At 53.3% G+C, this 13,817-nt stretch carries 14 protein-coding genes; 8 read left to right on the forward strand and 6 right to left on the reverse strand.

Features of this window, described 5'->3' with window-relative positions; genetic code table 11:
• Positions 1-13: 13 nt before the first annotated feature.
• The 4 genes from ACO7SM_RS15980 to fimA form a co-directional block, all read right to left on the reverse strand.
• Positions 14-2,626: a fimbrial biogenesis usher protein gene (locus ACO7SM_RS15980; protein ID WP_490468344.1), complete on the reverse strand. Its 2,613-nt coding sequence runs from the start codon at positions 2,624-2,626 to the stop codon at positions 14-16.
• A gap of 14 nt (positions 2,627-2,640) precedes the next feature.
• Positions 2,641-3,333: a type 1 fimbria chaperone FimC gene (gene fimC / locus ACO7SM_RS15985; protein ID WP_490468345.1), complete on the reverse strand. Its 693-nt coding sequence runs from the start codon at positions 3,331-3,333 to the stop codon at positions 2,641-2,643.
• A 44-nt stretch (positions 3,334-3,377) separates the two neighbouring features.
• Positions 3,378-3,911 carry a type 1 fimbrial protein subunit FimI gene (gene fimI, locus ACO7SM_RS15990; RefSeq protein ID WP_490470967.1) on the reverse strand — a complete coding sequence of 178 codons (534 nt, stop codon included), beginning with the start codon at positions 3,909-3,911 and terminating at the stop codon, positions 3,378-3,380.
• A gap of 75 nt (positions 3,912-3,986) precedes the next feature.
• A complete protein-coding gene (fimA, locus tag ACO7SM_RS15995) occupies positions 3,987-4,538 on the reverse strand; it encodes a type 1 fimbrial major subunit FimA (RefSeq protein ID WP_490468346.1) in 552 nt (183 codons plus the stop codon).
• A 572-nt stretch (positions 4,539-5,110) separates the two neighbouring features.
• On the opposite strand from fimA, the gene folD reads away from it, so the two are divergent.
• From folD to ACO7SM_RS16010, 3 genes are all read left to right on the forward strand, one after another.
• A complete protein-coding gene (folD, locus tag ACO7SM_RS16000) occupies positions 5,111-5,977 on the forward strand; it encodes a bifunctional methylenetetrahydrofolate dehydrogenase/methenyltetrahydrofolate cyclohydrolase FolD (RefSeq protein WP_490468347.1) in 867 nt (288 codons plus the stop codon).
• Between the two features lies 1 nt (position 5,978).
• Complete coding sequence (ybcJ, locus tag ACO7SM_RS16005) at positions 5,979-6,191, forward strand: ribosome-associated protein YbcJ (RefSeq protein WP_192611451.1); 213 nt, start codon at positions 5,979-5,981, stop codon at positions 6,189-6,191.
• A 129-nt stretch (positions 6,192-6,320) separates the two neighbouring features.
• Positions 6,321-6,842: a metal-dependent hydrolase gene (locus tag ACO7SM_RS16010; RefSeq protein WP_490468348.1), complete on the forward strand. Its 522-nt coding sequence runs from the start codon at positions 6,321-6,323 to the stop codon at positions 6,840-6,842.
• Positions 6,843-6,932: 90 nt separating this feature from the next.
• Here the strand turns inward: ACO7SM_RS16010 and cysS are convergent, their stop codons facing one another.
• A complete protein-coding gene (gene cysS, locus ACO7SM_RS16015) occupies positions 6,933-8,318 on the reverse strand; it encodes a cysteine--tRNA ligase (RefSeq protein WP_490468349.1) in 1,386 nt (461 codons plus the stop codon).
• Between the two features lie 173 nt (positions 8,319-8,491).
• Between cysS and ppiB the strand changes: the two genes are divergently transcribed.
• The 5 genes from ppiB to mnmH all read left to right on the forward strand — a co-directional run bounded on the left by ppiB (position 8,492) and on the right by mnmH (position 12,584).
• Entirely contained in the window at positions 8,492-8,986 is a 495-nt protein-coding gene (gene ppiB / locus ACO7SM_RS16020) for a peptidylprolyl isomerase B (RefSeq protein WP_490468350.1), read from the forward strand.
• Between the two features lie 2 nt (positions 8,987-8,988).
• Positions 8,989-9,711: a UDP-2,3-diacylglucosamine diphosphatase gene (gene lpxH, locus ACO7SM_RS16025; protein ID WP_490468351.1), complete on the forward strand. Its 723-nt coding sequence runs from the start codon at positions 8,989-8,991 to the stop codon at positions 9,709-9,711.
• A gap of 118 nt (positions 9,712-9,829) precedes the next feature.
• On the forward strand, positions 9,830-10,339 hold the full coding sequence (purE, locus tag ACO7SM_RS16030) for a 5-(carboxyamino)imidazole ribonucleotide mutase (RefSeq protein WP_490468352.1): 510 nt from the start codon (positions 9,830-9,832) through the stop codon (positions 10,337-10,339).
• The gene (gene purK / locus ACO7SM_RS16035; protein ID WP_490468353.1) at positions 10,336-11,403 is read left to right on the forward strand and encodes a 5-(carboxyamino)imidazole ribonucleotide synthase; all 1,068 of its coding nucleotides are present in this window, start codon (positions 10,336-10,338) and stop codon (positions 11,401-11,403) included. The genes purE and purK overlap by 4 nt, the downstream gene beginning before the upstream one ends.
• A gap of 98 nt (positions 11,404-11,501) precedes the next feature.
• Positions 11,502-12,584, forward strand: coding sequence for a tRNA 2-selenouridine(34) synthase MnmH (gene mnmH, locus ACO7SM_RS16040; RefSeq protein ID WP_490468354.1), 1,083 nt, complete (start codon positions 11,502-11,504; stop codon positions 12,582-12,584).
• A gap of 77 nt (positions 12,585-12,661) precedes the next feature.
• Here mnmH and ACO7SM_RS16045 read toward each other — a convergent pair whose 3' ends face one another.
• The gene (locus ACO7SM_RS16045) at positions 12,662-13,795 is read right to left on the reverse strand and encodes a porin (RefSeq protein WP_490470968.1); all 1,134 of its coding nucleotides are present in this window, start codon (positions 13,793-13,795) and stop codon (positions 12,662-12,664) included.
• Between the last annotated feature and the right edge of the window lie 22 nt (positions 13,796-13,817).

Raw genomic sequence — 13,817 nt, forward strand, 5'->3', positions numbered from 1 at the left:
TTCTTTTTCCTTCTCACGACGACGGGCGTTGACAACTCGCATTGGTCAGCGTGACCGCTTGTTTCAGACTTTCATCAGGCAAGGCATAGTGCGCCACGCAGCGTGAGTTCGCCCCTTCGCCCCATTGAATAAGCAGGTCACCTTTCAGCGGTAATCCGCTCAGGTAGATTTGCCCGTCGTCGCCGACCATACTGGTGACGCCACTGGCGGTTTCACGGACGACGGCGCCGAACGGGACGGGTTTGTCCCCCAGCTTCACTGTGATCATCGCGCGTACGCCGATGCGCGTCTCAAATGCCGCACGAACCAGCGCCCCTTGCGTCGGTACCACGCTGCTGACGTTGTTTTCCACGTCGGTGTGGTTATTCATGGAGTTGGTGTCAAGCGCTACCCGGTTATAACGGTACACCGTGGCATAAGGCATCACTGCGTAGCCACGCCAGTCAGTCTGTACCCCGGTCTGGTTTTCGATATGTACCCCTTCGGCCCCAGGCGCTTTAATCAGTACGTTGGTGTCGCCCAATGGCTGACTGAGGGTGATGCCATCGGCATGGCCGACCACGCCGCCAGAAAGCTGCCAGTTGTAATCATGCTGATCTCTGTCGTAGTTGTAGCCCATCCCGAGCGTGCCATAGGCAGCCTGCCAGTTCGCACTGGCGCTACCGCTGTAGCCGTTGGTACTGCTGTTTCCCTGGTTCACGCTGTAGTTCAGGTTGCGTCCTTCCAGCAACGTACCGCCGACCCCGGTTTGCCAGTTGTTCTGCCCATCACTGTTGCGACTACTGTTGAAGGTGGCGTAGGCTCGATCCAGCGCGTTATCCGTCGAGTAACGCCGTCCGGTCAGGACGCTAAACGGAACAGACATACTGAACGCCAGAATACGATCAGAGCCAGAAACACCGACGGATTTGTTCCACGACCATGAGAGGGAATAGCTAATTCCCTGCCAGCCGCTGGTATAACCCAGTTGATACCAACTGTTGACTTCTGACGTATTCCAGTAGGTTTGCTGGCTGCCTGAAACATACAGCGAGCCGTAGTCCCCCAGATTCTGCGAAATGTTGACCTGGAAACGCCCTTTTTTGCTGTAGTTCAGATTGTGATAGCTCTGCACCTCCGGCTCTTCATGATGATTGCCTTCGCTGTCATCATCGTACTCGTAGCCTTCCATGTTGCGGTACGCCACATCATCAAGGGTGTAAAACCCTTTCGTGGAATAGCGATACCCCAAAAGCTGGAAGTTAGTGCCGAACTTATTGATCGATTTGGCGTACAGAAAACGCAGCGACTGCCCTTCGTGCGTGCTGTCATCCGCCAGTTGGCTGTGCGCATGGGTGACGTCGAGAGAGACGGCCCCCCAGTCACCCAGGTTTCGTCCGGTACCCATCACGACCGCGGTATAACGCGACGCCAGTTGCGTCCCGCCATAGGCGGTGAAGCCTTGTGGCAACCCGGCAATAACGGTTCCCTGAAAAAAGAACGGCGAAGATTGCTGGCTATTGCCGCTACGAAAATCCCCAGCCACCAGATCATATTTGACTCGCCCTTCACGCTGCAGAAGCGGCACGGTGGAATACGGCACGGTATAGCGTTGCTGGCTGCCGTCTTTCTCTTCTACCGTCACCTCAAGGTCGCCGCTTGAAGAGGTCGGGTTAAGATCGGTAATGGCAAATGCGCCGGGTGAAACGTAACTCTGATAGATAACGTACCCATTCTGGCGAATCGTCAGTTTCGCGGGCGTACGGGCGATCCCTCTGACGGTCGGGGCATAACCTTGCATGCTATCAGGATACATATTGTCGGAAGAGTAGAGCCGCCCCCCACGAAACCCCATGCTGTCGAACACGTCGTTTCCTGTATTGCTGTCGCCCATCACCAGTTCCCCCTTCAGGGGAATAATGGCGCGTTGCAGCCAGGTGCCTATGTTATTCCAGCTCTGTGAGTGGTATCCGTCACCTTTGTTGTAATTCCATGCGCCGTTATTGCGCAACCGCCAGGGGCCATAATTAAGGCCGCTTGTCAGGCTTAAAAAATAGCTGTCGCTGTCGCTTCCGCGGCTGCCGGTAAAGCTATAGTTGATTAACGCCGCGGGAATACCTTCATCCCACTCTTCCGGCGGAATGTACCCACGTGCGCTATTGAGCAGTGATACCTGCGGCAGACTCACGTTGAGCCGCAGGGAGGCAAAATCGAAGGCGATTTCCGTGCCCGGTATCACCTCCGGTAAATTGATGCACTCGTTGTCCTTTTCCTGACTCAACGCAGGAAATGCGGCGGTGTTAACTCCCAGACGCTTAACCCACTCCAGGTTAAAGCAGGGCATTAACCCTCCTGACTTTTCACCGGTCTTCGCCGCGGTCGTTTCAAAGCGAATATCCTGGATGGCGATAAATTCATCGTTGCGCCGGATATCGACACGGTAAACGCCAGGAGGCTGGTGATTGCCTTTCTCAAAGCGTGACAAATCTGCCACGGATGCCGCATCTGATGATAAAAAAGCCGGGTTAAAGTAACTTTCCCCCTGACTTACAGCGGGATAGAGTGCAGCCAGCGTCGATAGCGCCACCCCCGTCAGATGTGGCGTAAACCCCGGAATCAGGCCAGGAAAATACGTTGTCTTTTTCATCATTTTCTCACGGTTTAGTGCAGGCTAACCGTCTTGGCTGCGGTGACTGCGCCATAATCATTGACCGTCTGGAAGGTCAGGCTTCCCTGCGCGCCGCCCGGCAACTGGATCTGGCTGTCGCTTTTCGGCGCCACCATAACGTTATCCACTTTTTGGCTTCCCACTTTCAGGTTGACCAGCGTGAGGTAATAAGCGGAGGGGTTGGTGATTTTCATGTTGTTGCCGACACGGGAGAATTTCAGCAGGCCTGGCGCTTCATCTGAAACCTGTGGCAGATTGCCCGGGCGGACAAACAGCTTAATGCGCGACAAAATCGCCAGTTGCAGAACGTTCTTCCCTTCGAGATTGTTTTTATCGACTGACGGTATCGCTTTCACATTCATCCAGAACAGCGATTCGCGGTCAGTCGGCAGCGGTTGTCCGGCATAAATGATACGCAGCGTGTTTTCGCTTTTAGATTCGCTGACAAAAAGGGGCGGCGTGACGATAAACGCGTTTTCTTTGACACCCGCGTTGTTCTCAATCCAGGAATTGACCAGATAACGTTCTTTGCTATCGCTATTGATAATTGCTAATGAGGTTTGTTTCGCCTCTGCCGGATAAATAACACGCGTCGCACCTAATGCGATGCCTCCCGCAGCCTGTGAGCTAAACGAAGAAATTAAGGCAAGAAATAGAATAAGGCCTGATTTAATAAATGTAAGCATGGCAATAATTACCTTTTGCGTTTTATTAGCGTCACGGAAACAAATCAGGGGTAAACCAGCGTAAACCACACATCTGAATGAATACTTCCCGGCGTTATATTTTCCGCGATTGCCCGATAACGAGCAGTGAAATGGAAAGTCATCTCTTGCGTTAAAATAGGGGCGTAATGGAGCGGCAATGTATTCGGTATAATTTGCCGTTGTTCCTCATCAAATAATGCAAGACCGACACCTTCTCCAGAACCGGCCTCGCCGCTGGCAAGGAATACCTGTGGATCTTCTGCAGGTGTGACACCTGAAAACGCAATGCCGACGTGGTCGTAAACATCCGAACTGCATGACGTTAAGCGTAACGAGAAAGGCACACTGACGGGGGCGAAACTGCCGGGGCCCGCAAACATATTCGTGCGGTATTGCCCCATTTGCACCCGCAAATCCTCACTTTCCGAAGCGACTGTGCAGGCACCGTTCACCAGTTTTCCACGCAAATGGACACTCCCGTGATCCAGTGTTTCCGCGTGCGCATTGACAGACATTGCGCAGAGCACTCCCGCCAACGCAACGCCTTTCCTTATCATCACCCACATCCCTTATCATCCCCGATATTGCCTCATCCGTTGAGGCACTTATCATCCTTGTTCAAACCTGAATGCTTATTCGTACTTCATGATGAAGGTAGCATCAGCATTAGCCTGACCCGGCGTTGTGGTTGCTGAGGTGGCTTTATAGCGAGCGGAGAAATTGAGGGTGTTCGTGCCGTCTATCAGTGCCTGAGCCGTTGAGAACGTCGCGCCATCTGGCTTCAACGGAGTCGATTTGTTGTCCAGAATTTCGATACCCACACCGCCTGCCGTTGTGCTGTTATCGGAAGAAACAACCGCCAGCAGAGCATCGTTAGTCAGGTCGCTTTGACCGGAAAACGCAACAGAAGCAGTCGCCGCTATTTTGGGGTCACAGTCATTCAGGACAATGGTGAATGGGATCAGTGCTGTGGTGTCACCCACTGCGCTAAAGGTAGCCGTACGGTACTGGCCCAGTGTCACTGTCTGATCCGACGAATCGGTGCTAACAGCACATCCGGCATTGGTCAGCTCACCGACAAAGTGAACGGTGCCGCCGTTAACGCTTACCGGAGCAGCAATAGCGGAACCCGCAACAAGCATCAGGCCAGCAATAACTGAAGAGGTCATTAATTTAAGTTTCATGAGTTTCCCTTGTATTTACACATTTCGGTTCCGGCTTCCTGCTGGATCCGGTTGAATCAATATCGACATAAAATGTCAGGCAAATTATCTCTACATCCTGTAAAGATATATTCATAAAGATATTAGTTAATCTTGCATTTAACTCTGTTGAGTAGTAGATTCACTAATTAATCTTTATAAACATGACAATTCGTCACAGCGCCAAATTAAACTTTTCAACAAATGAAAAATACCCACAAACTCTTTTATTGACCCGCGCCATTTCCTATTGAGACATAGGAAATTTCCTGGGAATTTTTATATAGAAAAGGGTTCTGATGCAGATAACACTCTGGTTTTTGGGGAATTCATTCTCAAAATGCCAGGGTGATGAATTGTTTCGACCAGGTTAATTTTGATTAATCCAGGTACATAAATGTGACGCTCTTTGCCATGAAACTGAGCCACAACCCGAAGGCCGAACAGCCGCGATCGCATCTAAAGATGCAAACGAAAACTGACAGCGCGCCCCGCTTCTGACAAAATAGTCACATCCCCTTTGACTTAACGTAACAGATGGAATCCTCTCTCTGATGGTAGCAAAGATTATTGACGGTAAAACGATTGCGCAGCAGGTGCGCTCTGAGGTTGCTCAAAAAGTTCAGGCACGTTTAGCGGCCGGACTTCGCGCCCCAGGACTGGCTGTTGTGCTGGTAGGTAGCAACCCGGCTTCGCAAATTTATGTCGCAAGCAAGCGCAAAGCCTGTGAAGAGGTGGGGTTCGTCTCCCGCTCATATGACCTGCCTGAAACTACCAGCGAGGCGGAACTGCTTGAGCTTATCGATACGCTTAATGCAGACAACACCATCGACGGTATTCTGGTGCAACTGCCGTTACCGGCGGGCATCGACAACGTTAAAGTGCTTGAGCGCATTGCGCCCGACAAAGACGTGGATGGCTTTCATCCGTACAACGTAGGTCGTTTGTGCCAGCGCGCACCGCGTCTGCGTCCGTGTACCCCGCGCGGTATTGTTACCCTGCTTGAGCGTTACAATATCGATACCTACGGGCTAAATGCCGTAGTCATTGGCGCATCCAACATCGTCGGTCGCCCGATGAGCATGGAACTGCTGCTGGCAGGCTGCACCACCACCGTCACTCACCGCTTTACCAAAAACCTGCGTCATCACGTCGAAAATGCCGATCTGCTGATTGTGGCCGTCGGTAAACCCGGATTTATTCCCGGTGAGTGGATTAAAGAAGGCGCCATCGTGATTGATGTCGGCATTAACCGTCTGGAAAATGGTAAAGTTGTCGGCGACGTCGTCTTTGACGACGCGGCGGCACGTGCGTCATACATCACGCCAGTGCCCGGCGGCGTCGGTCCGATGACCGTCGCAACCCTTATCGAAAACACGCTGCAGGCGTGTGTTGAATATCACGATCCACAAGGTAATTAATATGGCGAATTTTTCTTTAGGCAAGCACCCGCACGTAGAGCTGTGCGATTTGCTCAAACTGGAAGGCTGGTGTGAAAGCGGCGCCCAGGCGAAAATTGCCATTGCTGAAGGTTTAGTCAAGGTCGATGGCGCGGTAGAAACCCGTAAACGCTGCAAAATCGTCGCGGGACACACCGTGAGCTATGAAGGGCACAGCATTAACGTCGTCGCGTAATCTCTGGTGCCGGATGACGGTTAACCCCTTATCCGGCCAGTTTCCCCTATTTCAGATAATTAACTTCATCGTCCCTTCACAGTAAACCGTAAACTGTTAGCATGTTGTTTTTCATACGAAGCGAACCTCATGCCAACCATTGTTACCCACGCTGCCGTTCCTCTTTGTCTTGGAGTCGGCCTCGGCCTCAAGGTTATTCCCCCTCGCCTGCTGTTTGCCGGGATCGTGCTGTCGATGCTGCCCGATGCTGACGTACTGGCGTTTAAGTTTGGGATTGCCTATGGCAACGTATTTGGCCATCGTGGTTTTACCCACTCGCTGCTATTTGCCTTTGTCGTGCCCTTTTTATGCGTTCTGATCGGGCGACGATGGTTTAGAGCGGGACTGGTTCGCTGCTGGCTGTTCCTGACGGTGTCACTGCTGTCGCACAGTTTGCTGGATTCAATCACCACCGGTGGAAAAGGTGTTGGCTGGCTGTGGCCCTGGTCTGACGAACGCTTCTTCGCCCCCTGGCAGGTGATCAAAGTCGCGCCGTTTGCGCTCTCACGCTATGCCACGCCGTACGGGCATCAGGTGATGTTGTCTGAGTTGATGTGGGTGTGGTTACCGGGTGTGGTGGTGATGGGAATGTTGTGGTGGCGTAGACGTTAAAAAGCCGGGTGACGGCTTCGTCTTACCCGGCCTACAAGCGGATCATACTTTGTCGGCCGGACACGCATCAGCGCATCCGGCACCAGACCATTATTTACGACGCCAGGTGGTGCCTTGCGGGCCATCTTCCAGCACGATCCCCATCTCGTTCAGACGGTCACGCGCCGCATCTGCCGCCGCCCAGTCTTTCGCTTTACGGGCATCGAGACGCTGTTGAATCAACGCTTCAATCTCAGCAACTTCGCCATCGTCTGCCTGCGCGCCGCTTTGCAGGAACGCTTCGGGATCTTGTTCCAGCAGACCCAGCACGCCAGAAAGCTTACGCAGATGCGAGGCCATCGCGTTCGCCGCCGCCATATCTTCACCCTTCAGGCGATTCACTTCACGCGCCATATCAAACAATACCGAGTAGGCTTCCGGCGTGTTGAAATCGTCGTTCATCGCCTCAACAAAGCGCGCTTCAAACGCGTCGCCACCCGCAGGAGCAACGGATTTGTCCGTACCGCGCAGCGCAGTGTAAAGACGTTCCAGCGCCGAGCGTGCCTGTTTCAGGTTCTCTTCGCTGTAGTTCAACTGGCTACGATAGTGGCCGGACATCAGGAAGTAGCGAATGGTTTCGGCGTCGTAGTATTTCAACACGTCGCGCACGGTGAAGAAATTGCCCAGAGATTTAGACATTTTCTCGCGGTCAATCATCACCATGCCGGAGTGCATCCAGTAGTTCACGTACTCGCCATCATGCGCGCAAGTCGACTGAGCGATTTCGTTTTCATGATGCGGGAACATCAGGTCAGAACCACCGCCGTGAATATCAAAATGGTTGCCCAACTGTTTGCAGTTCATCGCCGAACATTCAATGTGCCAGCCCGGACGCCCTGCGCCCCACGGCGACGGCCAGCTCGGCTCGCCCTCTTTCGACATCTTCCACAACACGAAGTCCATCGGGTTGCGTTTCACGTCAACGACATCCACACGCGCCCCTGCCTGGAGCTGGTCGAGATCCTGACGTGACAGCAGGCCATAGTTCGGGTCTGTTGGAACATCAAACATCACGTCGCCGTTGTCAGCCACATAGGCATGACCTTTGGCAATCAACTGTTCAGTAATTTCAATGATTTCGTGGATATGGTGCGTTGCACGCGGCTCGAGATCCGGGCGCAAAATGTTTAACGCATCAAAATCGTTGTGCATCTCGGCAATCATGCGATCGACCAGTGCCACAAAGTTTTCGCCGTTTTCGTTGGCACGCTTAATGATTTTGTCATCGATATCGGTAATGTTACGCACGTATTTCAGTTTGTAGCCGAGGTAACGCAGGTAGCGCGCCACCACATCGAAGGCAACAAATGTACGTCCGTGACCAATATGACAGAGATCGTAAACGGTAATACCACACACGTACATGCCGATTTCCCCGGCATGAATAGGCTTAAATTCCTCTTTCTGGCGCGTCAGTGTATTAAAGATTTTTAACATCGAAGATTCCGTATAGACGTGTGTGGATAATAAAGTCTGTATAATACCCATAATTCAGACTGGAATCAGCACACATTGCAAGATGATCCCGTCTTACGGTTATGCTATAACACCCCACTATCTGTGACCCAGCGTTGGGTCGAAGCACCACTATATCGAAACAGGATGCAAAAATGGTTACTTTCCACACTAATCACGGCGATATCGTAATCAAAACCTTTGATGACAAAGCACCTGAAACAGTTAAAAACTTCCTGGACTACTGCCGCGAAGGTTTTTACAACAACACCATTTTCCACCGTGTCATTAATGGTTTTATGATTCAGGGCGGCGGTTTTGAACCGGGCATGAAGCAAAAAGACACCAAAGACGCTATCAAAAACGAAGCCAACAACGGTCTGAAAAACACCCGTGGTACGCTGGCAATGGCGCGTACTCAGGCTCCGCACTCCGCAACTGCCCAGTTCTTTATCAACGTAGTCGACAACGACTTCCTGAACTTCTCTGCTGAAAGCATGCAGGGCTGGGGCTACTGCGTATTCGCTGAAGTTGTTGAAGGCATGGACGTTGTAGACAAAATCAAAGCGGTGTCCACCGGTCGCAGCGGCATGCATCAGGACGTACCAAAAGAAGACGTCATCGTCGAAAACGTGACCGTCAGCGAGTAATCGTGGCGACACTGTTTATTGCAGATCTTCACCTCTGCACAGAAGAACCGGCGATCACCGCCGGTTTTCTGCGTTTTTTAGCCGGTGAAGCGCGTCAGGCAGACGCACTGTACATTTTGGGCGATCTTTTCGAAGCCTGGATAGGCGACGACGATCCCAATCCCCTGCACCACGAGATAGCTGCAGCCATTAACGCGGTGGTCGATTCCGGCGTGCCCTGTTTTTTTATTCACGGCAACCGCGACTTTCTGCTCGGAAAACGTTTTGCCCGTGAAAGCGGCATGACCCTGCTGGCGCAGGAAAAAGTACCTGACCTGTACGGCAGACGCGTGTTGATCATGCATGGCGATACCTTGTGTACCGACGATGCCGGTTATCAGGCGTTTCGCGCCAAAGTGCATAAACCCTGGCTGCAAACGCTGTTTCTTGCCCTGCCGTTGTTTATTCGTAGCCGTATTGCCGCCAAAATGCGGGCTGGCAGCAAATCCGCCAACCGCAGTAAATCGCTGGAAATCATGGATGTTAATCAGCAGGCCGTGGTAGCCGAGATGGAAAAACATCAGGTTCAGTGGTTGATTCACGGTCATACCCATCGCCCGGCGGTGCATGAACTCACGGTCAACGGAAAACCCGCGTTTCGTGTCGTTTTAGGCGCCTGGCACCACGAAGGCTCAATGGTAAAAGTCACGCCGGAAAACGTCGAACTGATCGCCTTCCCGTTTTAAATTCTCACAGCTATTCGCCGTAACTTTAACCGCGCAACCGTTTTCCTTGCCGGATTATCATGCTATTCTCTGTGGCCTCAAAAGCAGTGTGTCCCGCACCACAGGAGTTTTCAGACGCATGTCTTCCCGCAATAATCCGGCGCGTGTCGCCATCGTGATGGGGTCCAAAAGCGACTGGGCTACCATGCAGTTTGCCGCCGAAATCTTTGAAATCCTGAACGTTCCACACCACGTTGAAGTTGTTTCCGCTCACCGCACCCCCGACAAATTATTCAGCTTCGCCGAAAGCGCCGAAGAGAACGGTTTTCAGGTGATTATTGCCGGTGCTGGCGGTGCCGCACATTTGCCGGGCATGATTGCGGCGAAGACGCTGGTGCCCGTACTGGGCGTTCCGGTACAGAGCGCGGCACTGAGCGGCGTTGACAGCCTCTACTCTATTGTTCAGATGCCACGCGGTATTCCGGTCGGCACGCTGGCGATTGGCAAAGCGGGCGCGGCGAACGCAGCACTGCTGGCAGCACAAATTCTGGCGATCCATGACAGCGCGTTGCATCAGCGCCTGAATGACTGGCGTAAAGCACAAACGGATGAGGTGCTGGAGAATCCAGATCCGCGGGGTGCGGCATGAAGCAGGTCTGCGTGCTCGGCAACGGTCAGTTAGGGCGGATGCTGCGCCAGGCCGGTGAACCGTTAGGGATAGCCGTCTGGCCAGTGGGACTGGACGCCGAACCTGCCGCCGTTCCTTTTCAGCAAAGCGTGATTACCGCAGAAATTGAGCGCTGGCCAGAAACCGCGTTGACCCGCGAACTGGCGCGCCACCCGGCCTTCGTCAACCGCGATGTGTTCCCAATTATCGCTGACCGCCTCACGCAAAAGCAGCTTTTTGACAAACTCTCCCTTGCCACCGCACCGTGGCAATTGCTGGCCGCCAGCGACGAATGGCCGCACATTTTCGACACGCTTGGCGAACTGGCGATTGTTAAACGCCGCGTCGGAGGTTATGACGGTCGCGGACAGTGGCGCTTACGCCATGATGAAACCGACCAACTCCCGAATGACTGCTACGGCGAGTGCATTGTCGAGCAGGGGATCAACTTCTCCGGGGAAGTGTCATTAGTTGGCGCACGCGGGCACGACGGCAGCACCGTATTTTATCCGCTGACCCACAACCTGCATCAGGACGGAATTCTGCGTACCAGCGTGGCGTTCCCGCAGGCTAACACCCGATTGCAGGAACAGGCGGAAGCCATGCTTTCTGCCATCATGCAGGAGTTGGGTTACGTTGGCGTGATGGCGATGGAGTGTTTTATCACCTCAGAAGGGCTGTTGATCAACGAACTGGCCCCACGCGTGCATAACAGCGGGCACTGGACGCAAAACGGCGCCAGCATCAGTCAGTTCGAACTGCACCTGCGCGCCATTACGGGACTACCATTACCGACGCCGGTGGTGAACAGCCCATCGGTGATGGTGAATTTGATTGGCACGCCTCTGAATTATGACTGGCTGAAACTGCCGTTAGTGCATCTGCACTGGTACGACAAAGAAGTTCGCCCGGGACGTAAGGTGGGACACCTGAATCTGACCGACAGCGACACCGCACGCCTTAACGCCACGCTGGAAGCACTGGCGCCATTACTGCCGCCAGACTACGCCAGCGGCATCATTTGGGCGCAAAGTAAGCTGATATAACCCAGAAAAATGCCGGGAAATAGAACTTCTCCTTTCCCGGCCCCTCCCTCAGCGCGTAAAATCCTGCCCATTGCTGTTTTGTTTTATCAGGATCTCCCATGAACGATGGAACGGATTATCGCGCGATCCTCACCGCCGACACGCCTTTAATCGATGTACGCGCCCCAGGCGAATTTACCCAGGGCGCCATGCCCGCAGCCATTAACCTGCCCTTGATGAATGATGAAGAGCGCGCCGCCGTCGGCACCTGCTATAAGCGCCAGGGGCCAGAAGCCGCACTCAAACTCGGTCATGAACTGGTGTCCGGCGAACGTCGCCAACAGCGGCTGGATGGCTGGCGAGAAGCATGTCAACAACGGCCCACCGGCTATCTTTGCTGCGCACGCGGCGGTCAACGCTCGCACATTGTCCAGCAGTGGCTGCACGCGTCAGGCATTGACTACCCGCTGATCCATGGCGGCTATAAAGCGTTACGCCAGTCTGCTATCCGCCTCACCGAAGAGCTGGTGCAAAAGCCCATCACCTTAATTGGCGGCTGTACCGGCAGCGGCAAGACGCAACTGGTACAACAGCAGCCCAACGGTATCGATCTCGAAGGCCTGGCGCACCATCGCGGCTCCTCATTTGGCCGCACTTTGCAGCCGCAACTCAGTCAGGCCAGTTTTGAAAACCTGCTGGCAAGTGAGTTGCTCAAGGTCGATGCGCGCCAGGCGCCGCGTTCCTGGGTGCTGGAGGACGAAGGCCGGATGATTGGTTCGAACCATCTGCCGGAATGTTTGCGTGAGCGTATGGCACAGGCGGTCATTGCGGTGGTCAACGATCCCTTTGAGTTGCGTCTGGAACGGCTGCGTGAAGAGTATTTCGTGCGCATGCATCATGACTTTACTCACGCGTATGGCGAAGAGCGCGGCTGGCTGGAATACAGCGAATATCTGCACCACGGGCTGTCAGCCATTCAGCGTCGGCTGGGTCTGCAACGATTTAAAGAATTGACCACTGCGCTCGATATTGCCCTGGCTGAACAGCAGAGCACCGGCAGCACCGAGGCGCATTTCAGTTGGCTGGTACCGCTGCTGGAAGAGTATTACGACCCGATGTATCGCTATCAGCTCGAAAAGAAAGCAGAGAAAATTGTTTTTCGCGGCACGTTTGATGACGTCGGAGAGTGGCTAAGCCACTAAAAAAATGCCGGATGGCAGCAATGGCCTTATCCGGCATATATTTTGTAGGCCCGGTAACACCGGGCACAGTGTCAGACTTAGAAGTCGTAACGCAGACGCACCAGGTTCATATCACCCAGGTCGTCGGTGCTGGAGGTAAATACGTGTTCGTAATCAACACGGAAACCATAATCCAGTTGGAAGCTAATCCCCACGCCGTTGTCGGTACGCAGATAATCACGACCATTCACGTATTCAATACGATCGCCCATAAAGTAAGGCTGGATGGATTTAACCGCATACTGACCAATCGGGAATGTATAGCCCGCAAAGTATTCCAGACCCCACGCATCACCGGCAAAGTAATCGTTAACAGACACTTTTTTGGTGGTCATGAAGTTCTGATACCAGCCGCCGCCCATGGAGAACGTCCAGTTGTCAGGTTTCCAGCTAAATGCCGTACCGACGATGTTCTGGTCGTAGGTTTTGCTGTCGTTGCCACGCATTTCCGCACGGGTGTAGTTCCACGCCGTACCCCAGGTCAGATCGTCTGTGATGTGATAATCCACACCCAGAGAGCCGCCGCCTTTACGTTTGTATTTCAGGCCATTGTTCGGGTTGTAGTCGTCGCTGAACAGATAGGACGCGTAGAGATCAACATCCCCTACCGTTTTCTTATATTTTAGCGATTTACGGGTACGATACGAACCATCATAGTCGCCGTTAATCCCGTTACCCGGTGCCTGACCGATCATGTCGTAGTCCCAGATATCGGTTTTCGCCCCGACCACATCATAGTAAATGCTGTTCTGTTGACCGAAGGTCAGCGTACCCCAGGTATCACTTTTCAGACCGGTGTACAGCATACGACGGGTCGTGTCGTGAGCACCATCCGCGTAGTGGTTGTCCCAGTTGAACATCGCCGGGAAGTTCACGCCCAGCTCGTAGTAGCTGACCCAGCTAATGTCATCAAACAGGTAGTAATCGGCCGCGAAACGGAAACGTGTACCGCCGTCAAACCCATTACGCTTATACCCATTCGCACCGTCATCGCCAGCCATATTCTGGAACTGCGGACGGATACTCCCGCCAACGGTGAAGTTGAGACGGCTCAGAGGATCGCCCGCCTGAGGATCCTGTTTCAGAACCGTGATTTCCGCCTGAGAGGCGAAAGACGTCAATGCCACTGCTGCGCCGATCGATGCCGCCAGCGCTGTTGTTTTTATAGTCATCATTGTTCCTTGATAGATTTAC

It is taken from the genome of Citrobacter sp. LJND-P06, from assembly GCF_058188415.1.

Coding starts and splice junctions, on each gene's coding strand:
- ACO7SM_RS15980 (WP_490468344.1), bottom strand. CDS start 2,626: ATGAAAAAGACAACGTATTTTCCTGGCCTGATTCCGGGGTTTACGCCA.
- fimC (WP_490468345.1), bottom strand. CDS start 3,333: ATGCTTACATTTATTAAATCAGGCCTTATTCTATTTCTTGCCTTAATT.
- fimI (WP_490470967.1), bottom strand. CDS start 3,911: ATGATAAGGAAAGGCGTTGCGTTGGCGGGAGTGCTCTGCGCAATGTCT.
- fimA (WP_490468346.1), bottom strand. CDS start 4,538: ATGAAACTTAAATTAATGACCTCTTCAGTTATTGCTGGCCTGATGCTT.
- folD (WP_490468347.1), top strand. CDS start 5,111: ATGGTAGCAAAGATTATTGACGGTAAAACGATTGCGCAGCAGGTGCGC.
- ybcJ (WP_192611451.1), top strand. CDS start 5,979: ATGGCGAATTTTTCTTTAGGCAAGCACCCGCACGTAGAGCTGTGCGAT.
- ACO7SM_RS16010 (WP_490468348.1), top strand. CDS start 6,321: ATGCCAACCATTGTTACCCACGCTGCCGTTCCTCTTTGTCTTGGAGTC.
- cysS (WP_490468349.1), bottom strand. CDS start 8,318: ATGTTAAAAATCTTTAATACACTGACGCGCCAGAAAGAGGAATTTAAG.
- ppiB (WP_490468350.1), top strand. CDS start 8,492: ATGGTTACTTTCCACACTAATCACGGCGATATCGTAATCAAAACCTTT.
- purE (WP_490468352.1), top strand. CDS start 9,830: ATGTCTTCCCGCAATAATCCGGCGCGTGTCGCCATCGTGATGGGGTCC.
- purK (WP_490468353.1), top strand. CDS start 10,336: ATGAAGCAGGTCTGCGTGCTCGGCAACGGTCAGTTAGGGCGGATGCTG.
- mnmH (WP_490468354.1), top strand. CDS start 11,502: ATGAACGATGGAACGGATTATCGCGCGATCCTCACCGCCGACACGCCT.
- ACO7SM_RS16045 (WP_490470968.1), bottom strand. CDS start 13,795: ATGACTATAAAAACAACAGCGCTGGCGGCATCGATCGGCGCAGCAGTG.